Genomic DNA, 21,087 nt, shown 5'->3' with positions numbered 1-21,087 from the left:
GCCCGCTGCTGGTGATCAGCGACGGCGCACCCGGGTTGATCGGCGCGGTGGAGCGCACCATGGGTGCCGCGCTGCGCCAGCGGTGTCTGGTGCATCGCGCCAGAAACATCCTTGCCAAAGTGCCCAAAAACGCCCAAGCCGAGGTGAAGGCCGACTACTGGGCGATCTTCGATGTGCCCGAGAACATCGCGCCTGGCCGCGACGCGGTCACCTACGTGCACAAGAGGATCGACGCGTTCGCCAAGCGTTGGCGCGACTCGTATCCGGCGGCGGTGCGGTGTCTTCTTGATGACCGTGACTCGCTGACGGTATACCTGCGGTTCCCGCGGGAGCATTGGGCCCGGGTGCGCCACTCCAATTTCATCGAGCGGACCTTCGGGGAGACCCGCCGCCGAGTCAAGGTCATCGGCCGACTGCCCGGCGAGCACTCCTGCCTGAAGCTGGTGTGGGCCGTACTCGACCGCGCCTCGGCCGGCTGGCGCGGGTTCACCATGACACCGGCCGGGCTACGGCTACTACAGGACCTGCGAAGGTCGTTGCATGACCCACCGACCAAACTGCCGCAACGAAATTCAGAAGTACGCGCCGAAACCGGAGCGGCGCCGGCCGATGCTGTCGGCGCCATCGCATAAAATCACAATCGCAAGTGAGCGGAATCTATGCCCGAACTTTTACACCGCGATTGGGACGCCACCGAACCGCGCTCGGTAACCCACGAGATTGCGTGAGCGAGGCCCCGGCCAGCAACTACTCCACTCCGGAGCAGTCACCACATACGGTCTAAGTCGGGTTTCCACTAGTGCTGTTCGATGTGAGTACTGCTGCCTTTGCCCCTGCTCCACAACCCGCCGTAGCCTTTTTGCCCTCCTTGTCCTCGTCGTCGCCACCGGTTTTCGTCGGCATGGGGTATATCCCAGAACCACCCGACACGTCACCGCATATCAGCCGCGCCTTCTTGCAGGGCTTGCGCGGCTTTTCGGCCCTCGTCGGTCAGTTTCATCCAGGCATACCAAATCCAGGCCGACGGGTCATCGTAATGGTTGAGGTAGACCTCGGCGATCTTGCGCATCGACTCCTCAAGCGGCTCGTCCCAAGGCTCCCACCGCCTACCTTCGCCAGTCATCGCACCGAGCACAAACAGCCCGTCGCTGACCAGAGAGCGAATCACAGCCAGGGTTTCATTTTGAATCTCCGCCAACGACGCAGACGGGTGCTGCCGGGTCACATAGAAATCAACCATACCGAGATCCACTTCGTCAGCTGCCCCCTCGATCAACAACGCCCGGCGTAATTTCTGGCGTGCGAGCAGCTTCGATTCGGTCATTGGTCCAGCCTAGCGAGACTTATCGACGTCGCTGGTAATCGGGTCGGAGGGGAGCGGGCGCGTCCTTGCCCGAAGCCGCCAAGAGTTCTGTCCTATTCCGGTCACGGCTTTGGGCCTTCGAATTCCTCTGGGAGCTCACCTAGTACCGGTGAGTGACGGGGCTCGTCCGGTGTATGGACAACGTGAGGCCCGGTCGCGGGTGAATCCCAGGGCAACCCGCCGAAGGGAAGCCGAGGCAATGCACCGCCGCCTTCCCCCGTGCCTGGCGAGGGCTTAACCGGCGGCGTGCCCTCGGTCGGCGCGCGAGCCGGTGGCTCTGCTGCCGCCTTGGGCGCCACCGGCTCACCGGGCGGGGCTGGAATGTTCGGCACACCACCCCTGGCAGTATTGATGTGAACCTTCACGGGTTCTTTATCTGGGTAACGGATGTCGATTGTGGACCCGTGGTCATCGCTTTGGCGAAGTCCGACCCGTGTGCCGTCACCGAGCACAAATTCCCTCCCCGGGTAAGTGCTGCTCCCGGCGAACCCTTTGGCGTTTTTGGTGAGCCAGTCCCAGAGGGTGCGAAGGTCTTGCTCGCTGCGAATCTCTTTGATGGAGGGGGCGGTGCCTTCCGGGAGGTTTTTGATCGCCTCGCGTATGTCTTGAGCCGAGGGTGTGGACGGCTGCGGGGACTGGCCGGGTCCGGTCTTCCAGTCGACAAGCCGAACATGCCCGTCGTGCTGGCCGTTCGGGGACTGATCGGCGCCACCCGACTCCGGAAACGTCAGGGTGCCCCAGGTTGCGGTGGCCTCGTTGAGTTCGGCGGTCAAATGCTGGTCGTTGGCGACCAGCTGGGCCACGCGGTAGCGGATGAAATCCGCGTGCGCCTGGGCGGCGGCTTGCCGCTGGGCCAGCTGCTGGCTCGTGGCGGCTTCGCGGGTGTCGGTCACGCGGTAGTCTTCGCCGACCTCAAAGCCGTCCCGGTGGGCGTCATCAACGGCATCCAGCGCCAGCCGCTGACCGGCCTGCAGCACGTCTTGGCCGCGGCGGGCGATCACCGCCGCATCAGCTAAACCCCACACAAACGGGCGCGCGGTGATCACATCGGCGTCGGCCTGGGTGATCGCCGCCTCCCCGGCCGCGCCCTCCCACTCCACCCCGCCGGGGGCGCGCACCTCACGGGCCAGCCGCTCTAAGGCGCGCTCGGCCTCACCGCCAACACGCTCACACCAGTCGGCGAACCGCCCCAAATGATCAAACGTCGATGCCTGCAACTCCGACAACGTGGGCCAGCCCTGCGCCACAGCCGCCATCAGCGCACCAGCTCACCCAACGCGGCCGCATTGCCCCGATCGGTCCCCGCATAGCAGCCGCCCGCCGCGCTGTAGCGGCCACCACGGCCAGCTATCCGCGCCGTGATCGCGCCCAGGTCCTTGCGCGCCGTGGCGGCGGCGCGATTCACCGCGCCCGCGTTGCACTGCCAGACCGACACCGCCACAAACGACACACCGGCAGCACCGGCCAGCGAGGCGCCAAGCGTCTGGCAGGTCGCGCCCAGCTGCGCCAACCCGCCGGCCAGCACCCGCAAACGCCGACCCGGCATATCGGCTGGCATGGGGGGATCGTAACCCATGCCCGGCCAGGGCCACATCTAAAACCGCGCGCCGATAGCGGAGAGGCGGGCAGGGTTAGCAGGCTAGCGGCCGGGTAGACGCTGGAGGGGTGTGCGCCCGGCCGCCCTGGCGGCGGCCACCCTCGCGGAAGAATGGCTCAACACGCTAACGCAATAACGTTATGGCGTTCGTATATGACGTTCGTACGTCATTGCGCAGCTGGCGTGCCCCCGCGAATGAGTCCGCCTTGTTTTAGCCTCAATCCGTGGATGGGCCGGTGATTTCATCGGCGTGTGAACAGCGAAAATGCCTTCTGAACTGGGACAATGGGATTGCTAAAGTCCTGTCCCCGGAAGGCATTTTCGGCGCACTCATCCTATACGTTCAGCGTCGAGTCGGCGGTGGTCGACGAGCAGAATCTGGTGTCGTCGGCCGGGTTGGTTCCGGTGCTGGAACTGGCTGAGCAGGCTGGTCTTTCGCGGTTGATCGATCAGCATGTGGATCGGCCAGCGACCCGGGTGGCCTCCGGGGCGGTCAACCCGGCCGGCAAACTGACCACGATCATCGCCGCCATGATGTGCGGGGCGGACAGCATGATGACGCGGGCGTGCTGCGCGCCGGCGGCACACCCCGGGTGTTTCACGAGGTGTATGCGCCCTCCACGTTGGGGATCTTTCTGCGCGAGGTCACCTTCGGGCACGCCAACCAGCTCGCCGCGGTAGCCCGCGAGCATTTGATCGCGCTCGCGGCCCGCACACCGCTTTTGCCCGGCAGCCACGAGCGGATGTTTGTCGACATCGACTCGCTGCTGCGCCCGGTCTACGGCCACCACAAACAAGGCGCCTCGTTCGGCCACGCCAAGATCGCCGGGCACGCGCTGCTGCGCAGAGGACTCTCGCCCCTGGTGACAACGTTGTGCACATCGACCGCGGCGGCGGTGATCGCCCAGGCGTGGCTGCGCGGCGGCAAGACCGGCTCCAGCCGTGGCGCGGCCCGCCAGCTCAAACAAGCGATCGCCACCGCTCGTGTGATCGACCCGCACGCAAAGATCATGGCCCGCGGCGATGCGGCGTTTGGCACCAAGAAGGTGATTGGGGCCTGCCTTGATGAGCAAGTCGAATTCTCGCTGACCCTCAGCCGCAACCGCCGAGTCAGCGCCGCGACCGAAACCATCGACGAGGCCGCGTTCACCCCGGTGCACTACCCAAGCGCCGTCGTTGACCCCGACACCGGCGCGCTGATCTCCGATGCCCAGGTCGCCGAAACGCTTTACACCTTGACCGTGCGGGGCCATGGCCGGGTGACCGCGCGGCTGGTGGTGCGCCGCGTCAAAGACGCCCGCTACCCCGACGCGCTGTTCCCGGTGTGGCGCTATCACCCGTTTCTCACCAACTCCACCCTGCCCACCGACCAGGCCGACCTCACCCACCGCAAACACGCCATCATCGAGACCACCTTCGCCGACCTGATCGACGGGCCGCTAGCGCATATCCCCTCGGGCCTGTTCGCCGCCAACTGCGCCTGGCTGGCCTGCGCGGTCATCGCGCACAACCTGCTACCCGCCGCCGGGACCATCGCCGGCGGTCAGCACGCCGTCGCGCGCGAAGCGACCCTGCGCCGCGACCTGGTCACCGCGCCGGCCCGCTTCGCCGCGCCCGCCCGCAAACCGATGCTGCACCTACCTGCGCACTGGCCACCCAAGTTTGAATGGACAACGCTGTGGGACAACGTCACCGGCTACCCCACCGCCCAACCCCGCGCCGCCTGACCCGTCCAGCCAGCCCCTATCCGCTCCCCCTTACCAGGCCCGACCCAAGAAACCCCAAGGAAAGCTGGTCCAGGCCAGCAGATCACACCTGCCCACACCATTCCAACCACCTCAACCATGCCGAAAACCAGGCCCCCGACGACACCAAATCACTGGTCCACGGATTGAGGCTTAGAGTCCAGTGGCCCCAGGTGGGGCTGGAAGGGACGATGAATCGCATGGCGGGTCGAAAGAAGCATTCCGCTGTGGACGTGATGTGCAAGCTGCGCCGCGCCGACGAGCTGGCCGCGGCGGCAAGACCAACGAAGAGATCGCCGCGAGCGGGAGGTGTCGGCGGCGACGCTGTATAACTGGCGGCGCGCCTACGGCGGCATGGATCTGGAGGCGGTCACAAAGCTCAAGGAGCTGCGCGGGCAGAACACCCGCTTGAAGCAGCCGTTGACTAAGGCCGAGCTGGAAAAGGACGCCTTGCGGGAGGTGGCCAAGGGAAAGGTTTCAGCCCGGCCGCCAAGCGGCGCGCCTGGACTTGCTCAAAGTGGTGCTGGGCCTGTCGGAGCGGCTGGCGTGCAAAGCGGTCGAGTATGCCCGTTGCACCTACCGGCGCATCCCTGTTACGCAGACCCCGGCTAATGCGGATGCTGGGCTACGCGTGGCTGCGTGATTACTGCGCCAAGCACCCCTGCCACGGGTTTCGCCGTGCGTGGGCGGCGCTGCGCCACAATGGGGCCGTGAGGCGCCGGCACGCTGCTGCCGATGAGTGATGTGATCCGGCTGGCCGCCCACGCGCACCACTCTTTAGCGATCTTCGCCACGGGCCGGGCATGAAGGCTCTATCAAACCAAACGGCTGGCCGCCCCTGCACAGTGGATCGTGCTGCACGCCACGGATCGCGTCGGCCTCGCCTTCGGCTGCCCCGAGATACATCTCCGATTGCACGATCAGATACTCCCGATCGACGCGCGGCAGATCCGGCGGGTCGATGATCACCGCGCCGAACATGCCGTTGGCGATGTGCAACGACATCGGCATCGTGGAGCAGTGATACAGCCAGATACCGGCGCGCGTCGCGATGAACCGGTAGACCAGGCGCTGGCCGGGCAGGATGGTCCGCATCGGTTCGTCGGGGACCAGCGCTCCGGCGTGGAAGTCGATCGAATGCCCGATGGTGCCGTCGTTGACGAGGGTGACCTCGAAGACGTCCCCAACCTTGCCCCGCAGCGTGGGCCCCGGCGCGGTGCCTCCGAATGTCCAGAGCCGCTGGGTGATTCCCGGGGACACTTCCCGTTCGACCTCGGTCACGGGCAGCGCAATGCGGTGATCGGCCGTTGCCGGGGGCAGCGTGGCATCGCGCGGGGTGAAGCCCGGACCCGGGTCGCGCCGAGGCTGCGGGCGCTGTCGGCGGTCGATATCGGCGTGGGGTGCCCGGCGGTGTTGTGGCCGGGGCGCCCGGTGGGCTTGGCGGCCCCGCTCACCCGGACCGAAAACGTCATGCCCAGCTGCCGATGTCCGGCCACCGCGCACCAGCCATCGAGGTTCGAGCCGATCACCCCGGCGTCGAGGACCGCGGTCTCACCGGGTGCGATCCATCCGGTGCGGGCGCCGGCTTCCACCATGTCGCCGTACTCCATTCCGGGCGGTAGAGGTACAAGCCCGGATTTTGCGTGTAACTTGGCGTGACACACTGCTGAGTTAGCGAAAGCTCCTGTCCTGCAAGGGATAATGATACTGCCGAAAGCCCATCATTGCGAGCGGAACGGCATGCTCTAGGTGAAGGGTAGCGCAGCGGCTTCTCGGGTCAAAGTGTCGGCGGACGGCCACGGCGTGGTGTCGCACGCCGGTGTGGGCATGTTGCGCGAGGTCGCCGATTTGGCGGCTCTTCAACTTTGACCGGGCTATCCTCGCAGGTGATGGCGGCCTTGGCCGACACTTACCAGGGGCCGTGGATTCATGCGCCCGGGGATGTGTTCGCCGATCTGGCCGCCGCGGTCGGCGACGGTGCCGATTGTTCCACCCGCTGCTGTGTTTTTGGACCGCCCCGACATCGCCGCCGGGGAGACACTGGCCGGGCTGCTGCGGGTGGGCAACGCCGCAAGCAACACCACCGCTGATCACATCAGCGTGCTTGAGCAGGCGTTGGCGTCGCTGCCGGCGCAATACCGCCCCGACCCGGACAATCCGGATACCCCGAAGGCGCTGATCTGGCCCGACTCGGCCGGCGCCACCTACGGGTTTGCGGCCTCCTGCCGGAAATCAGGGGTGGGATTTTCCTTGGGAGCAGCAATCGACGCGCCGATCCGCGACGCGGTCGAGGTGCTCAACAGCGCCAAGGGCTGGTATCCGGCGATCGAGACCGACGGCGGCATCCGCAAGGGCGCCTGGGTCGCCGAAGCCACCGAGCTGGGGGACTTATCGGCATGGCCGACCGGCACCCGGCTGATCCTGCGCAAAGAACGCCCGCATCCTAGCGCGCAGCTGCGCTTCACCGATTCTGACGGGCATCGGATCACCAGGTTTCTCACCGACACCGCCGACGGTGTGGTCCCGGGTCAGTCGCCGGGCTGGCACTGCGGCATCGCCACCACGCCCGCGTCGAGGACCGGATCCGCCACGCCAAAGCCACCGGCCTGCGCAACTTGCCGCTCAACGCCTTCGACGCCAACTCCGCCTGACTGGAAATCATCATGGCCGCAACCGATCTGATCGCCTGGGCCAAAATCATCGGCTTCACCGGTCACCCCGACCTGGCGTGCTGCGAGATCGAAACCTTCCGCTACCGGGTGCTGGCTGCACGTGGCCGCCCGCCGCACCCGAGGCGCCCGCCAATTACGGCTACGCGTCGACGCCACCTGGCGCTGGGCACACGCGATCGCCACCGCCTGGTGTCGCATCCGCGCCGCGTTCACCTAAACCGCCGTCCCCTGACCCGACAAGACGAAAGACCTCCCCCGCCTTAGGAAAGCCCCCACCGGAGCGACACCGGCCGGCTTGTCGCACCCGCGTGCCACAATGACCATCACCACCCGGCCGCAACCGGCTCCGAACAACCCGGCCAGGCCGCACGAAAAATCGAGGCTAGTGTCCCGCGCCATTAATTCGTTTCAATAATCGTTGGATGGACTGGAGGATCTGTTCAGCGGTTTTGGTCCACACGAACGGTTTTGGATTGTCATTCCAGTTGGCGACCCAGGCCCGGATGTCTTTTTCCAGGGCTTGCACGTTGCGGTGGTCGCCGCGTTCGACCAGTTGGCGAGTGAGTTCGGCGAACCAACGCTCAACTTGGTTGATCCAGCTGGAATAAGTTGGCGTGTAGTGCATGTGGAATCGGGGGTGCTTGTCTAGCCAGGCCATGATGGTGGGCGCTTTGTGTGTGCCGTAGTTGTCGCAGACCAGGTGCACGTCCAGCTCGGCGGGGACCGCGGTGTCGATCTTTGTCAGGAACTTCTTGAACTCCACAGCGCGGTGGCGGCGGTGCAGTGAGGAGATGACAGTGCCGTCGCTGATGTCGAACGCGGCGAACAGGCTGGTAGTGCCGTTGCGGACGTAGTCGTGGGTGCGCTTTTCGGGCATGCCGGGCATCATCGGAAATGCTGGCTGGCTGCGGGCCAGCGCCTGGATCTGGGACTTTTCATCCACGCACAAAACCACTGCCGACTCGGGCGGGTCCAGGTAGAGCCCGACAACGTCGTAGGCCTTCTCCACGAACAGGGGGTCGTTTGAAAGCTGGTAATGCTCGCTGCGGTGTGGTTGCAGCTCGAAGGCCTTCCAGATGCGCCCGATCGTCGACTTGCTCAAGCCCGACCGCGTGGCCATCGATGCGCGTGACCAGTGCGTGGCGTTGTCCGGGGCGCACTCCAAGGTGGCCACTACCACGTCTTCGACCTGTTCAGCGGTGATCGTGGCTGGTCGACCCGGGCGCGGTTCGTCGACCAACCCGTCACAGCGCGCCTCGAGGAACCGGCTGCGCCACTTACCCACCGTTGGTTGCGACACGTGCTCTTGGGCGGCCACCTGCTTGTTGGTCAGGCCCTGCGCGCAGGCCAGTACGATCCGCGACCGCAACGCCAACGCCTGCGAGGATTTCCGCCGCCGCGACCACCGCGTCAACGTCTGATGTTCCTCGTCGCTGAGCACCAGTTCTGCTGTTGGCCGTCCACGTCGCGTCATAGATTGAATTATTCTATAGCCCAACGTAATTCGTCTGATTCATTGGCGTCTACCCAAATTACAATTATATAACGAATTAACGGCGCGGGACACTAGTCCAAGCGCCCACTTATTGGCCCCGTTGAAATTGTGCAACGGAGCGTCGAACGCGCTGAAATCACGGCGGCTAGTGATTTCAGGGACCAAAGCGCCGCCGTCGTACTCAAGCAGGTGGGTGTGCCGGCATGGGGTATATCCCAGAACCACCCGACACGTCACCGCATATCAGCCGCGCCTTCTTGCAGGGCTTGCGCGGCTTTTCGGCCCTCGTCGGTCAGTTTCATCCAGGCATACCAAATCCAGGCCGACGGGTCATCGTAATGGTTGAGGTAGACCTCGGCGATCTTGCGCATCGACTCCTCAAGCGGCTCGTCCCAAGGCTCCCACCGTCCCCCTTCCCCTGACATCGCACCGAGCACAAACAGCCCGTCGCTGACCAGAGAGCGAATCACAGCCAGGGTTTCATTTTGAATCTCCGCCAACGACGCAGACGGGTGCTGCCGGGTCACAGAGGAATCGACCATACTGAGGTCTACGCAATCTGCCGTTCCGTCGAGCAGCAGTTCTCTGCGTATCTCCTCGCGTGCGTCCAGCTTCGATTCGGTCATTGATCCAGCCTAGCGAGACTTATCGACACCGCTGGCCCTCGTCAGGCCGGAGGGGAGCGGGCGCGTCCTTGCCCGAAGCCGCCAAGAGTTCTGTCCTATTCCGGTCACGGCTTTGGGCCTTCGAATTCCTCTGGGAGCTCACCTAGTACCGGTGAGTGACGGGGCTCGTCCGGTGTATGGACAACGTGAGGCCCGGTCGCGGGTGAATCCCAGGGCAGCCCGCCGAAGGGAAGCCGAGGCATCGCACCGCCGCCTTCCCCCGTGCCTGGCGAGGGCTTAACCGGCGGCGTGCCCTCGGTCGGCGCACGAGGCGGTGGCTCTGCTGCCGCCTTGGGCGCCACCGGTTCGCTGGGCGGGGCTGGAATGTTGGGCACACCACCCCTGGCAGTATCGATGTGAACCTTCACGGGTTCTTTATCTGGGTAACGGATGTCGATTGTGGACCCGTGGTCATCGCTTTGGCGAAGCCCCACTCGTGTCCCGTCGTTCAGCACGCGCTCAACTCCGTTGTAGGTGCTGCTGCCGGTGTGCTGTTTCGCGTTTTTGGTGAGCCAGTCCCAGAGGGTGCGAAGGTCTTGCTCGCTGCGAATCTCTTTAATGAACGGGCGGGTGCCTTCCGGGAGGTTTTTGATCGCCTCGCGTATGTCTTGAGCCGAGGGTGTGGACGGCTGCGGGGACTGGCCGGGTCCGGTCTTCCAGTCGACAAGCCGAACATGCCCGTCGTGCTGGCCATTCGGGGACTGATCGGCGCCACCCGACTCCGGAAACGTCAGGGTGCCCCAGGTTGCGGTGGCCTCGTTGAGTTCGGCGGTCAAATGCTGGTCGTTGGCGACCAGCTGGGCCACGCGGTAGCGGATGAAATCCGCGTGCGCCTGGGCGGCGGCTTGCCGCTGGGCCAGCTGCTGGCTCGTGGCGGCTTCGCGGGTGTCGGTCACGCGGTAGTCTTCGCCGACCTCAAAGCCGTCCCGGTGGGCGTCATCAACGGCATCCAGCGCCAGCCGCTGACCGGCCTGCAGCACGTCTTGGCCGCGGCGGGCGATCACCGCCGCATCAGCTAAACCCCACACAAACGGGCGCGCGGCGATCACATCGGCGTCGGCCTGGGTGATCGCCGCCTCCCCGGCCGCGCCCTCCCACTCCACCCCGCCGGGGGCGCGCACCTCACGGGCCAGCCGCTCTAAGGCGCGCTCGGCCTCACCGCCAACACGCTCACACCAGTCGGCGAACCGCCCCAAATGATCAAACGTCGATGCCTGCAACTCCGACAGCGTGGGCCAGCCCTGCGCCACAGCCGCCATCAGCGCACCAGCTCACCCAACGCGGCCGCATTGCCCCGATCGGTCCCCGCATAGCAGCCGCCCGCCGCGCTGTAGCGGCCACCACGGCCAGCTATCCGCGCCGTGATCGCGCCCAGGTCCTTGCGCGCCGTGGCGGCGGCGCGATTCACCGCGCCCGCGTTGCACTGCCAGCCCGACACCGCCACAAACGACACACCGGCAGCACCGGCCAGCGAGGCGCCAAGCGTCTGGCAGGTCGCGCCCAGCTGCGCCAACCCGCCGGCCTGCACCCGCAAACACCGACCCGGCATATCGGCTGGCATAAGGGGATCGTAAGCCACACGGACGATACCCCGAAACGCTAGTTGTTACGCACGTGCCAGAACGATAACGATTATCGCCGAACGCGGTAACCCAAACAGCGCGAACCGAACACGCCGCGGGGCACGTTAACACCTCATGACCAACGAAGCCAGGATCGCGGGTTGCAGGGTCTTCACGAAGGAGAGGCGGCTGTGGGCCAAGGCGGCCAGCACGGGGGCCGCGCCGCTGCGGCGGAGCAAGACCAATGCGGTGCCGTCCGGGGAAACGCGTCACGCTCTATGGCTGCCTGTGCGTGCACGACGCGATCGGCTGGCCGATGCGTTCGGCGACAACCGATTACGGACACGACCCGGACACGCTGTCATTCACCCAAGCACTACGGGCAGCGCGCGGGATCACCGCAACCGTCACCGCATATCCGCCGCGCCTTCTTGCAAGGCTTGCGCGGCTTTTCGGCCCTCGTCGGTCAGTTTCATCCAGGCGTACCAAACCCAGGCCAGCGGGTCATCGTAATGGTTGAGATAGCGCAATTACCGGTCCATTGGTAGCCAGGCTAAGCTACCCGGCATACTGCACTAGGGATGCGGCGAACCCCGTGCGCGAGCGCGACGAACCTGGCGGCGTCACGCCGATCGCCGCGGTGATGTGGCCATGCTCTACCCACCGCGAGGTGGCCGAGGACAGTGAAGAGGTTCAGCTATGACGACTCCGCCCGGCGGCCCATACGGACCAGATCTTCCCGGCGCCGATCCGTATGGGCAGGGCCAGTATTGGGGTGGCCCGCCCCAAGCCGCACCCTATCCCCCGGGCGGCGCATACCCATACCCGCCAGGCGGTTCGTACCCTAATCCTCCTGGCGGTGTGGATCCCTATGCCGGTGCCTATCCTCCCCAACAGTTCCCCCCGGCCGGCCCGCAGGGCCCGCAGACCGGCTGGCCGGGAGGACCCTATCCCCCCGGCCCGCCACCGAGGGGGCCGGGCTCCAAGACGCCCTGGCTGGTCGGCGCCGGCATCACGGTGCTCGTCGTCGCACTGGCGGTGATCCTGGGGCTCACCGTCGGTCACCACGGCAAGCCGACCGCGACCGCGCCGTCGGCGACGAGCAGTGTCCCGGCCGCGCCACCGACCACGTCGCAGCAGAACGCGACCGACTGCACCCCTAACGTCTCGGCCGGCCCGGTGCCCAACGGCGACACGGTCAGCGCGGGCAAACTGTCGTTTCCCATGAGCGCGGCCCCCGGATGGACGCCGTTCTCCGATGACTCGATGCCCAATGCCATCGACGCGGTGGGCGTGGCCCAGGAGGTGCCCGGAGCCAACCAGTGGATGATGCAGGCCGAGGTTGGCATCACGAACTTCGTCGCCAGCATGGACATTGCCGCGCAAGCATCGAAGTTGATGACGTGTGTGGCCAACGGCCCCGGCTACGCGGGGGCATCGCCCACCCTGGGCCCGACCAAGACGTCGTCGGTCAGCGTCGACAACACCCCGGCCGCGCGGGTGGACGCCGACATCACGATCGCCGACGCCTCCCGCAATGTGAAAGGTGATTCCGTCACCATCATCGTGGTGAAAACCAAACCGGTCACCTTCTTCCTCGGCGCGACACCCATCGGCGATGCCGACGCCCGCGCCACCATCGACGCGGTTATCGCGGCGCTGCGGGTCGCGAAGAGTTGACCGAGCCGTTGACCCGGCCGGTTGTCACGCGGGTCTCCAAGCGCAGCGGTCTGAGCGTCACCGAGCGGCGGACCGGCGTCGTCGCGGCCACCCTTGGATCAGGAGCCGTTATTGGGCCCACCCGAGTTTTGCCCCGGGATGTCGGTGATCGGGAAGTTGGGCATCGGCTTGGGTGAGGGTGTGTTCGGCAGCGATGGAATCTCCGACGCCGGAATATCGCGCAACTCGTTGGCCGGTGGCCCGTTCTCGCGGCTGCCGTAGCTACTGCCGGGAGGGCGGGACCCGAGCAGTTGACCGACGGTCACCAGCCGATAGCCGTTGGCCTTGAGCACCGGGATGAACTGGTACACCAAGTCGACGGTGCTGGAGTAGGTGTCGTGCAGCAACACCACCGAGCCCGGCTTGATCTGTGCCATCAGCACCTGGCGTGTTGCGGCCGTGTTGGAATCGTTGATCCAGTCGTAAGGGATGACATCCCAGAGGATTTCGGCGAGCCCCAGGCGACCGGCCGCCTGGCGCACGGCATCGTTCGAGAGTCCGCCGGCGGGACGGTACAGCGTCGGCGTCTGGCCGGTGGCGGCGGCGATCACGTCGTTGGCCTTGGAAAGCTGGCCGGAGATGTCTTGCGGGGGGATCGTCGTCATGTTGGGGTGTTCCCAGGTGTGATTGCCAATCTGCATGCCCGCGTCGGCGATGCGTTTGGCACCCGCAGGGTTGGCCGCGACTTTGTTGCCGATCAGAAAGAACGTGGCCTTGGCGTTGTTGTCGTTCAGGATCCGCAAAAGCCGGTCGGTAAACGGCGTCGGGCCGTCGTCGAACGTCAGCGCTACACACTTGACACGCGCACAATCCACGGTATCGGCGCCGGCCCGCTTCACATGGCCGGTGAGCCCGCCCACCACCAGCACCGCCGCGGCGGCCAGCCCCCCCAGGACGGTTCGCCGGTAGCGCCAGGCCTGGCTGTCGGGTCTTCTCGACACGCTGGCAGCCTACCCTGTCGGCGAAGCCGCGATTTGTGCGCAAACGCCGCGGGAAGGGTGCGGACCGGACAAACTCGTTCCCTCCACACGAGGGCGAGGCTCAACGCGGTCCGGCGATCTCGTCCAGCATCTCGGTCACCAGCGCGGCGATCGGCGACCGCTCGCTGCGCACCAGGGTGATGTGCGCGAACAACGGATGGCCTTTGAGCTTCTCCACCACCGCCGCCACCCCGTCGTGGCGGCCCACCCGCAGGTTGTCGCGCTGACCGATGTCATGAGTCAACACCACCCGGGATCCCGTGCCCACGCGCGAGAGCGCGGTCAACAGCACGTTGCGCTCCAGCGATTGCGCTTCATCGACGATGATGAACGAGTCATGCAGTGAGCGGCCCCGGATATGGGTCAGCGGCAGCACCTCCAGCATGCCGCGAGAAAGCACCTCCTCGAGCACCGTCGGGCTGGCCAGCCCCTCTAGCGTGTCGAAGACCGCTTGCGCCCAGGGCCCCATCTTGTTGCTCTCGGTGCCGGGCAGGTATCCCAGGTCTTGCCCGCCCACGGCGTACAGCGGGCGAAACACCACCACCCGGCGATGGGTCTGCCGCTCGAGTACCGACTCCAGACCAGCGCACAACGCCAGCGCCGACTTACCGGTGCCGGCTTTGCCGCCCAGCGACACGATGCCCACCGACTCGTCCAGCAACAGGTCCAGGGCCACCCGCTGCTCGGCCGAACGCCCGCGCAGCCCGAACACCTCCCGGTCGCCGCGAACCAGCTGGACTCGTTTGTGGGCGTTGACCCGTCCGAGCGCGTGCGAGCCACCCCCAAGGAGGCGAATCCCCGTGTGACACGGGAGATCCCGGGCAGCTACCAAGTCGATCTCACCGTCATGGAAAAGCGCGTCGATGTCCTCTGCGGCGGTTTCGATCTCGGTCATGCCGGTCCAGCCCGAGATGACAACGTCCTGCGCGTGATACTCATCGGCGGCCAGGCCCACCGCCGCTGCCTTCACCCGTAGTGGGATGTCCTTGCTCACCAGGGTGACTCGCTTGCCGGAAGCAGCGAGGTTGGCCGCACAACTTAAGATCCGGGAATCGTTGCTGTCGGTGCGAAAACCCAGGGGCAGCACCGCAGGATCACTGTGGTTGAGTTCGACGCGCAGCGTACCGCCCTGTGTTCCGACGGGAATGGGCTGATCGAGCCGCCCGTGCTCTAATCGAAGATCGTCAAACAGCCGCAACGCCTGGCGGGCGAACCATCCCAGCTCGTGGTGGTAGCGTTTGGCCTCTAGCTCACTGATCACTACCAGCGGAACCACCACCTCGTGCTCGGCAAAGCGGGTACACGCCCAGGGATCGGACAGCAGCACCGAAGTGTCGAGCACATACGTCCGGTTGGTGTCCTGTGATGCCGATGGCGAATCAGTCACGCAGCGCTCCTCAAGTCATCGACCCGGCTCCTGCGCCGTCCATTCCACAGACGGCATCGTCGCCGGGCTGGGGTGTGATTGCCCGGCTCCTGCGCCGCCCGTTGCCCGGGCGGCATCGTCGCCGGGCTGGGCCAACGCGGCCCCACGCAGGCATCTCAGTGGGGGCGGCGGCACCGGGACCGGGGCCGGTCTTGGTGTAAGCATGACGAAGGGTGCCGTCCGGATAGCAGAACATGTCGCTAGCCATCGACTGCGACGCTACTCCGCTCGCCGCACCGCCGTCGGGCAGGCGCGCCGGACCTTCGGCAACGGTGCGCCCGCACCGGTGTGGGCTGCGCTATGGCGCGCGCGAAGCAGGACAGCTTATCGCCTTAGCCGGTGATGAACCGCCCCAATCGGGGCTCGTCGGCTAACCCCCACGCGGTGATGCGCTCGGAAATCACCCGCTGCAGCTGCGGGGCGCCGAAAATGCCGGCATCGGCCACGTTCTGCAGCTTGTCTCGGTAGGCGTCAATATCGCCGCCGACAACATCGAGCTCGGCCGCCCGGGCGGCAATCGCGGCGATTGTCTCTTCGCGGGTGTAGTTCAGGCAGTGCGTGACCAGATTGGCGAAGAACTCCTCGTGGCGCTCTTCATCTTTGGCGATCCGGCCGATGAGCCCCGCCAGCACGGGTTCCTCGACCTGCGCGGCCAGATTGCGGCAGAACATGGCATTGGCGCGTTCATAGAACGCCATGTAGACCAGGGTTTCCACCTGGCTGTAGTGATCGGCACGATAACCCCTCATCACGTGCTCAACCCGGACCTTCTCGTTGGCGGCCGGGTCAACCTCGCGAGTCACCACCAGATATTCCCGCAGCGCAATGGCGTGCAGGTGCTCTTCGGCGGTCCACCGGCCCAGCCAGCGACCCCACATGTCCTCGAGGATGAAGTGCTCGACTAGCTCGCGGTGATGCCCGGCGAGGTTGTCCTTGGTGATCAACAGGATCTCGCAGGCGTCGGTGATTACCCGGGGCAGCGTCGCCTGCGTGGGGTCCCAATCCCGCCCGCCGAGGAGAGCGAAATTTTCTCCCTGCTCGAACGGCACGTAGTCGTGGGCAAACCAGAGTTCCTCGGTTGCCAGGTGGCGCTCCAGGTTTTCGCCCACCACCGGCTCGAGTTCGAGGGTCAGCGCGTTAGCGACAGGTTTCAGTGCCATGAAAGTAACTGTAACTCGTGTTTACACATTTCGTGAAATCGCCGGGTGGTGTCGCGGGGTTTTTTTTCCGGCTCTCCCCCGCCGGCCCGGGCTCCCCGCCACGCCTCAAGTGCCGCAAACCTATTCGTCGCCGGGCCCGCCGGGATGGCCAGCCCGGCCCGGCGACCTGGGGCTGGCGGCGCCTACAGGGTGAGACCGCGGTAGAGGGGGTTGGCGGCCAGCAGCTCAGCGGCCGCGGCGTGCACCCGCTCGGCGGTGCCATCGGCCAGGGTGTACGCGGCCTTCGACGCACCCTGCGGCTGGGTGTTGGCGAGCACGTCGACCACCAATTCGGCCACCCGGTCGAATTCGGCGGCCCCGAAACCGCGGGTGGTCAGCGCCGGGGTACCAAGCCGGATACCGCTGGTGTACCAGGCCCCGTTGGGGTCGGCGGGGATCATGTTGCGGTTGGTGATAACACCGGCCTCCAGCAGCGCGGACTCGGCCTGCCGGCCGGTCAGACCGAACGAGGTGGTGACGTCGAGCACCACGATGTGGTTGTCGGTGCCGCCGGTGACCAGCCGCGCCCCGCGGCGCAAAAACCCCTCGGCCAGGGTCTTGGCGTTATCGGCCACCCGCTGGGCATAGACCCGAAACTCCGGCCGGCGGGCCTCGGCCAAGGCCACCGCCTTGGCGGCCATGACATGCGGCAGCGGCCCACCCAGTACCATCGGGCAGCCCCGGTCGACGGCGTCGGCGTAGTCCGGTTGGGCCAGCACCAGTCCGCCGCGCGGCCCGCGCAACGATTTGTGCGTGGTCGTGGTGGTGACATGCGCGTAGGGGATCGGATCTTCGTCCCCGGTGAACACCTTGCCGGCCACCAGCCCCGCGAAGTGCGCCATGTCCACCATCAATGTGGCGCCCACCTCATCGGCGATCTCGCGCATCGTGGCGAAGTTGATCCGCCGCGGGTAGGCCGAGTATCCGGCGACCAGAATCAGCGGCTTGAACTCCCGCGCGATAGCGGCGACAGCGCCATAGTCCACCAGCCCGGTGACCGCATCGGTGCCATAGCTGCGCTGGTAAAACATCTTGCCGGAGATATTGGGCCGAAAACCGTGGGTGAGGTGCCCGCCGGTGTCCAGCGACATGCCCAGCAGCCGCTGGTTGCCCAGTTTGACGCGCAGCGCTTCCCACTCCGGCTCGGAAAGCTCGTTGACGTGTTTGACGCCGGCCGCAGCCAGGCTGGGCGCCTCGATGCGGGTGGCCAGGATCGCCCAGTAGGCCACCAGGTTGGCGTCGATGCCCGAGTGCGGTTGGACGTAGGCATACGGCGCATCGAACAGCTCGCGGGCGTGCTCGGCGGCCACACCCTCCACGGTGTCGACGTTTTGGCAGCCGGCGTAAAACCGGTGCCCGACGGTGCCCTCGGCGTACTTATCCGACAGCCAGTTGCCCATCGTGAGTAGCACCGCCGGCGAGGCGTAGTTTTCGCTGGCGATAAGTTTGAGCGAATCCCGCTGGTCAGCAAGCTCTTTGCGGATCGCCGCGGCGACGCGGGGTTCGACGGACTCGATGATCTGCAATGCTGCCCGATAGGCTGAGCCGGCAACAGCGGTGTCCACGCCCCCTGGCGCGGTTGGGGTACTCACGGTCGTGTCCGCTGACATGAGCCCAGCGTAGTCGTCGGTCGATCCGGCTCATTGCGCGGCCAGTGGCACCGCCGAATTGCGGTTCGAAATCGCTGCCCCGGTCTCGATCACCTGCCCGGCGCCGTTCGTCACCACCCGCCCGGCGTAGCATTGACTCGCTAACACAGGGCTAACACAGGCGCACATGAAGGAGCCAACGCAGCCGGCTCGAGCCGACCGATGAGCAAATCAGGGTTAGACCGCTTTCCCGCTGCGGCTTACGGCATCGCCCCAGCCTCTGCCCCCCCGGCCGGTGCTGCAAGACTGGCACCCATGCGGCGGCTTAGCGAGCCGAGCCCCTATGTGGAGTTCAACCGGAGTGAGTGGCGCGCGCTGCGGATGTCGACTCCACTGGCCTTGACCGAAGAGGAACTGATCGGCCTGCGTGGTCTCGGGGAGCAGATCGACCTTCTGGAAGTCGAAGAGGTTTACCTGCCGCTGGCCCGGCTGATCCACCTCCAGGTCGCCGCCCGCCAGCGGTTATTCGCCGCCACGGCCGAGTTCCTCGGCGAACCCCTGCAGAACCCGCACCGCCCGGTGCCGTTCATCATCGGTGTGGCCGGCAGCGTAGCGGTCGGCAAATCGACCACCGCCCGCGTGCTGCAGGCGTTGCTGGCCCGTTGGGACCACCATCCGCGCGTGGATCTGGTCACAACCGACGGCTTCCTCTATCCAAATGAGGAACTAAAACGACGAAACCTAATGCACCGCAAAGGGTTTCCTGAAAGTTACGACCGGCGAGCCCTGCTACGGTTCGTGACGTCGGTGAAATCCGGTGCCGACTACGCGTGCGCACCAGTGTATTCGCATCTGCGCTACGACATCGTCCCACACGCCAAGCAAGTCGTTCGGCATCCTGACATCCTGATCCTGGAGGGCCTGAACGTGTTGCAGACCGGACCGACGTTGATGGTCTCGGATTTGTTCGACTTCTCACTCTATGTCGACGCGCGGATTGAAGATATCGAGCAGTGGTACATCTCACGGTTCCTGACCATGCGCACCACCGCGTTCGCCAACCCGGAGTCGCATTTCCACCATTACGCACGCCTGAACGACCAGCAAGCGGTGGCCGCCGCACGGGAGATCTGGCGTTCGATCAACCGTCCGAACCTGATCGAGAACATCCTGCCGACCCGGCCACGCGCCACCCTGGTGTTGCGCAAGGACTCCGACCACTCCATCAACCGGGTGCGGCTGCGCAAACTGTAGCCCGGCCGATCCCCCCAGCGAGTGTGCGCAATCCGTCCCCGAACGATTGCGCTCCCGTCCCGCCGCCTCGCGGCGCGCATCGCCACCGGCCCGCGGCTACATGCCGAAACGTCGATGGCGCAAACTGTAGTCGCGGAGTGCGCGCAAAAAGTCGACCCGGCGGAATGCCGGCCAATACGCTTCGGTGAACCACATCTCGGAATACGCGCTCTGCCAGAGCAGAAAGCCAGACAGCCGCTGCTCACCCGAGGTGCGAATGACAAGGTCGGGGTCGGGTTGGCCTGAGGTGTAAAGGTTTTCCGATATCGCGTCAACGGTCACGGCGTCGACGAGCTCCTCCGCGCTGGCACCGTTGGCAAGCTTCTTGCTCAGCAAAGCCCGCACCGCGTCAGCGATCTCCTGACGCCCGCCGTAAGCGACCGCGACGTTGACGTGAAAGCCACAATGTGCCATCGACGCCGTCCCTTCGACAGCATCGCGTAGCCTGCGAGCCGGCTCCTCGCCTAGAAGCTGCAGATCCCCGACGGTGCGCACACTCCAGCGGTTAGCCGGCGCGCAGATCTCCTCGACCACATCGGTGATGATCTCGATGAGCGCGGCCAGCTCGTCCGGATCACGCTGCAGGTTTTCGGTGGACAGCAGGTAGACGGTGGCCATTTCGATGCCTGCCTCTTGACACCACCGCAGCATCTCGGCGATCTTGGCGGCGCCCATCCGATAGCCATAGCTGACGTCGTCGTATCCCGCGCTGCGCGCCCATCGGCGGTTCCCGTCACAGAGAACGGCGATATGCCGGGGTAGGGCCGATCGGGAGACCTCCAGGCCTTGGCGCAGTCGCCTCTCGTAGAGCCGGTACAGCAGTTCTTTGAGGCGCGCAGGGGCTATCTCCACAGGCATTTAGCCTACTGTGACCGACGACATTTTCGGCATTCTCAGCGCATCTTCAAGGTGTCCTGGAACATGACAGCTAGCCTAAGTGCCAAGAGGCATCGACCGAGCGCCAGCCGGGGAGGGAGATGAGCGGCGGGATGAACATCACCCAGCCACTGCCGCAGCTGGATACTGCCGTGCCGACAGGCGGTGTCGGGAGCGGCGCCGTCGGCCCGGTCAAGCCACGGTTCCGAGGGTGGATCCACGTGCACGCCGCCGCGGCAGCCGCCGTCGCCGGCGTGCCGCTGGTGGCGGTGGCGTGGGCGGTGGTGTCCCCGCGCGCCGGGCTGGCGACGCTGATCTATTCGGCCTCCATCGTGGCGATGTTCGCCGTCAGCGCCACCTACCACCGCATTCAGTGGAAGTCGACAACCGCCCGCAAATGGATGAAACGGCTCGACCACTCGATGATCTTCGTGTTCATCGCCGGCAGCTATACCCCGTTTGCGATGGTGGCGATGCCACGCCCGACCGGTCACCTGGTGCTGGCGATCGTGTGGGGCGGCGCCCTGGGCGGCATCGTGCTGAAAATGTGTTGGCCGTTGGCCCCGCGTTGGGTAGGCGTGCCGCTGTATCTGCTGCTGAGCTGGGTGGCGATCTGGTTTATCGGTCCGATCCTGCATGGCGCCGGGGTAGCCGCGATGGTGCTGCTGATCGTGGGGGGCGTGATTTACAGCATCGGCGGACTGTTCTACGGGCTACGCTGGCCCGACCCGTGGCCGAGAACGTTCGGCTATCACGAGTTTTTTCACGCCAACACCTCGGTCGCGGCGATCTGCCACTACATCGCCGTGTGGATCGCGCTCTTCTGACGCCTGACGCTGCACCGCACCGCGAGAGTGCCGCTAGCGACGGCCTTATCCGCGAAACATGTCGGTGGATGCACTTTCG

At 65.8% G+C, this 21,087-nt stretch carries 19 protein-coding genes and 4 pseudogenes; 8 read left to right on the top strand and 15 right to left on the bottom strand.

The window, feature by feature from the left end:
- A partial coding sequence (locus tag MSM1_RS13220) for a transposase (protein ID WP_213442778.1) occupies positions 1-632 on the top strand: 632 nt, incomplete at its 5' end.
- A gap of 299 nt (positions 633-931) precedes the next feature.
- Here the strand turns inward: MSM1_RS13220 and MSM1_RS13215 are convergent.
- The 3 genes from MSM1_RS13215 to MSM1_RS13205 all read right to left on the bottom strand — a co-directional run bounded on the left by MSM1_RS13215 (position 932) and on the right by MSM1_RS13205 (position 2,921).
- Positions 932-1,324: a hypothetical protein gene (locus tag MSM1_RS13215; protein ID WP_236055997.1), complete on the bottom strand. Its 393-nt coding sequence runs from the start codon at positions 1,322-1,324 to the stop codon at positions 932-934.
- Positions 1,325-1,425: 101 nt separating this feature from the next.
- A complete protein-coding gene (locus MSM1_RS13210; protein WP_213442775.1) occupies positions 1,426-2,619 on the bottom strand; it encodes a hypothetical protein in 1,194 nt (397 codons plus the stop codon).
- Positions 2,619-2,921 (bottom strand): hypothetical protein, encoded by a 303-nt coding sequence (locus MSM1_RS13205; protein ID WP_213442773.1) that lies wholly within the window; start codon positions 2,919-2,921, stop codon positions 2,619-2,621. The genes MSM1_RS13210 and MSM1_RS13205 overlap by 1 nt, the downstream gene beginning before the upstream one ends.
- A gap of 324 nt (positions 2,922-3,245) precedes the next feature.
- On the opposite strand from MSM1_RS13205, the pseudogene MSM1_RS13200 reads away from it, so the two are divergent.
- The 3 genes and pseudogenes from MSM1_RS13200 to MSM1_RS21880 form a co-directional block, all read left to right on the top strand.
- Positions 3,246-4,687: pseudogene (locus MSM1_RS13200) on the top strand (IS1380 family transposase).
- 327 nt (positions 4,688-5,014) lie between these two features.
- On the top strand, positions 5,015-5,317 hold the full coding sequence (locus tag MSM1_RS13195; RefSeq protein ID WP_213442771.1) for a hypothetical protein: 303 nt from the start codon (positions 5,015-5,017) through the stop codon (positions 5,315-5,317).
- Between the two features lie 102 nt (positions 5,318-5,419).
- Positions 5,420-5,599, top strand: a pseudogene (locus MSM1_RS21880) (DUF222 domain-containing protein); the annotation flags it as partial.
- A 117-nt stretch (positions 5,600-5,716) separates the two neighbouring features.
- Here the strand turns inward: MSM1_RS21880 and MSM1_RS21875 are convergent.
- Positions 5,717-5,965: pseudogene (locus tag MSM1_RS21875) on the bottom strand (multicopper oxidase domain-containing protein); the annotation flags it as partial.
- A gap of 17 nt (positions 5,966-5,982) precedes the next feature.
- Positions 5,983-6,300 (bottom strand): hypothetical protein, encoded by a 318-nt coding sequence (locus MSM1_RS21870; protein ID WP_236056356.1) that lies wholly within the window; start codon positions 6,298-6,300, stop codon positions 5,983-5,985.
- Between the two features lie 154 nt (positions 6,301-6,454).
- Here MSM1_RS21870 and MSM1_RS13185 point away from each other — a divergent pair.
- Positions 6,455-7,594: pseudogene (locus MSM1_RS13185) on the top strand (transposase).
- Positions 7,595-7,759: 165 nt separating this feature from the next.
- On the opposite strand, the gene MSM1_RS13180 reads toward MSM1_RS13185, so the two are convergent.
- The 5 genes from MSM1_RS13180 to MSM1_RS22465 all read right to left on the bottom strand — a co-directional run bounded on the left by MSM1_RS13180 (position 7,760) and on the right by MSM1_RS22465 (position 11,629).
- Positions 7,760-8,851, bottom strand: a complete 1,092-nt coding sequence (locus tag MSM1_RS13180) for an IS630 family transposase (protein ID WP_213442769.1) — start codon at positions 8,849-8,851, stop codon at positions 7,760-7,762.
- A gap of 254 nt (positions 8,852-9,105) precedes the next feature.
- Positions 9,106-9,498: a hypothetical protein gene (locus tag MSM1_RS13175; RefSeq protein ID WP_236055996.1), complete on the bottom strand. Its 393-nt coding sequence runs from the start codon at positions 9,496-9,498 to the stop codon at positions 9,106-9,108.
- A 104-nt stretch (positions 9,499-9,602) separates the two neighbouring features.
- Complete coding sequence (locus MSM1_RS13170; RefSeq protein WP_213442767.1) at positions 9,603-10,796, bottom strand: hypothetical protein; 1,194 nt, start codon at positions 10,794-10,796, stop codon at positions 9,603-9,605.
- Complete coding sequence (locus MSM1_RS13165; RefSeq protein WP_213442765.1) at positions 10,796-11,098, bottom strand: hypothetical protein; 303 nt, start codon at positions 11,096-11,098, stop codon at positions 10,796-10,798. The genes MSM1_RS13170 and MSM1_RS13165 overlap by 1 nt, the downstream gene beginning before the upstream one ends.
- Before the next feature lie 408 nt (positions 11,099-11,506).
- Positions 11,507-11,629 (bottom strand): hypothetical protein, encoded by a 123-nt coding sequence (locus tag MSM1_RS22465; RefSeq protein ID WP_282100904.1) that lies wholly within the window; start codon positions 11,627-11,629, stop codon positions 11,507-11,509.
- A 169-nt stretch (positions 11,630-11,798) separates the two neighbouring features.
- Here MSM1_RS22465 and MSM1_RS13160 point away from each other — a divergent pair, with 169 nt between their 5' ends.
- Entirely contained in the window at positions 11,799-12,779 is a 981-nt protein-coding gene (locus MSM1_RS13160; protein WP_213442763.1) for a hypothetical protein, read from the top strand.
- Between the two features lie 98 nt (positions 12,780-12,877).
- Here MSM1_RS13160 and MSM1_RS13155 read toward each other — a convergent pair whose 3' ends face one another.
- The 4 genes from MSM1_RS13155 to MSM1_RS13140 form a co-directional block, all read right to left on the bottom strand.
- The gene (locus MSM1_RS13155; protein WP_213442762.1) at positions 12,878-13,759 is read right to left on the bottom strand and encodes a polysaccharide deacetylase family protein; all 882 of its coding nucleotides are present in this window, start codon (positions 13,757-13,759) and stop codon (positions 12,878-12,880) included.
- Positions 13,760-13,859: 100 nt separating this feature from the next.
- A complete protein-coding gene (locus MSM1_RS13150) occupies positions 13,860-15,185 on the bottom strand; it encodes a PhoH family protein (RefSeq protein WP_213442760.1) in 1,326 nt (441 codons plus the stop codon).
- A 371-nt stretch (positions 15,186-15,556) separates the two neighbouring features.
- Positions 15,557-16,384, bottom strand: a complete 828-nt coding sequence (locus MSM1_RS13145; protein WP_213442758.1) for an acyl-ACP desaturase — start codon at positions 16,382-16,384, stop codon at positions 15,557-15,559.
- 182 nt (positions 16,385-16,566) lie between these two features.
- Positions 16,567-18,033: a glycine hydroxymethyltransferase gene (locus tag MSM1_RS13140; protein WP_213442756.1), complete on the bottom strand. Its 1,467-nt coding sequence runs from the start codon at positions 18,031-18,033 to the stop codon at positions 16,567-16,569.
- A 294-nt stretch (positions 18,034-18,327) separates the two neighbouring features.
- On the opposite strand from MSM1_RS13140, the gene coaA reads away from it, so the two are divergent.
- The gene (gene coaA, locus MSM1_RS13135) at positions 18,328-19,266 is read left to right on the top strand and encodes a type I pantothenate kinase (RefSeq protein ID WP_213442754.1); all 939 of its coding nucleotides are present in this window, start codon (positions 18,328-18,330) and stop codon (positions 19,264-19,266) included.
- 96 nt (positions 19,267-19,362) lie between these two features.
- On the opposite strand, the gene MSM1_RS13130 is transcribed toward coaA, so the two are convergent.
- Positions 19,363-20,157, bottom strand: a complete 795-nt coding sequence (locus tag MSM1_RS13130) for a (2Z,6E)-farnesyl diphosphate synthase (protein ID WP_213442996.1) — start codon at positions 20,155-20,157, stop codon at positions 19,363-19,365.
- A 125-nt stretch (positions 20,158-20,282) separates the two neighbouring features.
- Between MSM1_RS13130 and MSM1_RS13125 the strand changes: the two genes are divergently transcribed.
- The gene (locus MSM1_RS13125; RefSeq protein WP_213442751.1) at positions 20,283-21,008 is read left to right on the top strand and encodes a hemolysin III family protein; all 726 of its coding nucleotides are present in this window, start codon (positions 20,283-20,285) and stop codon (positions 21,006-21,008) included.
- Positions 21,009-21,087: the final 79 nt, after the last annotated feature.

Source organism: Mycobacterium sp. SM1 (assembly GCF_018361265.1).
Taxonomy (GTDB): domain Bacteria; phylum Actinomycetota; class Actinomycetes; order Mycobacteriales; family Mycobacteriaceae; genus Mycobacterium.
The sequence above is the reverse complement of the archived record's forward strand: the minus strand, read 5'-3'. Positions and strand labels throughout refer to the sequence as shown.

What these genes read in the sequence shown, in the direction of transcription:
- MSM1_RS13175 (WP_236055996.1), bottom strand. Translation starts at nt 9,498, where the DNA reads ATGACCGAATCGAAGCTGGACGCACGCGAGGAGATACGCAGAGAACTG.
- coaA (WP_213442754.1), top strand. Translation starts at nt 18,328, where the DNA reads ATGCGGCGGCTTAGCGAGCCGAGCCCCTATGTGGAGTTCAACCGGAGT.
- MSM1_RS13205 (WP_213442773.1), bottom strand. Translation starts at nt 2,921, where the DNA reads ATGCCAGCCGATATGCCGGGTCGGCGTTTGCGGGTGCTGGCCGGCGGG.
- MSM1_RS13160 (WP_213442763.1), top strand. Translation starts at nt 11,799, where the DNA reads ATGACGACTCCGCCCGGCGGCCCATACGGACCAGATCTTCCCGGCGCC.
- MSM1_RS13125 (WP_213442751.1), top strand. Translation starts at nt 20,283, where the DNA reads ATGAGCGGCGGGATGAACATCACCCAGCCACTGCCGCAGCTGGATACT.
- MSM1_RS13170 (WP_213442767.1), bottom strand. Translation starts at nt 10,796, where the DNA reads ATGGCGGCTGTGGCGCAGGGCTGGCCCACGCTGTCGGAGTTGCAGGCA.
- MSM1_RS13140 (WP_213442756.1), bottom strand. Translation starts at nt 18,033, where the DNA reads ATGTCAGCGGACACGACCGTGAGTACCCCAACCGCGCCAGGGGGCGTG.
- MSM1_RS13145 (WP_213442758.1), bottom strand. Translation starts at nt 16,384, where the DNA reads ATGGCACTGAAACCTGTCGCTAACGCGCTGACCCTCGAACTCGAGCCG.
- MSM1_RS13180 (WP_213442769.1), bottom strand. Translation starts at nt 8,851, where the DNA reads ATGACGCGACGTGGACGGCCAACAGCAGAACTGGTGCTCAGCGACGAG.
- MSM1_RS13165 (WP_213442765.1), bottom strand. Translation starts at nt 11,098, where the DNA reads ATGCCAGCCGATATGCCGGGTCGGTGTTTGCGGGTGCAGGCCGGCGGG.
- MSM1_RS13215 (WP_236055997.1), bottom strand. Translation starts at nt 1,324, where the DNA reads ATGACCGAATCGAAGCTGCTCGCACGCCAGAAATTACGCCGGGCGTTG.
- MSM1_RS21870 (WP_236056356.1), bottom strand. Translation starts at nt 6,300, where the DNA reads ATGGTGGAAGCCGGCGCCCGCACCGGATGGATCGCACCCGGTGAGACC.
- MSM1_RS13210 (WP_213442775.1), bottom strand. Translation starts at nt 2,619, where the DNA reads ATGGCGGCTGTGGCGCAGGGCTGGCCCACGTTGTCGGAGTTGCAGGCA.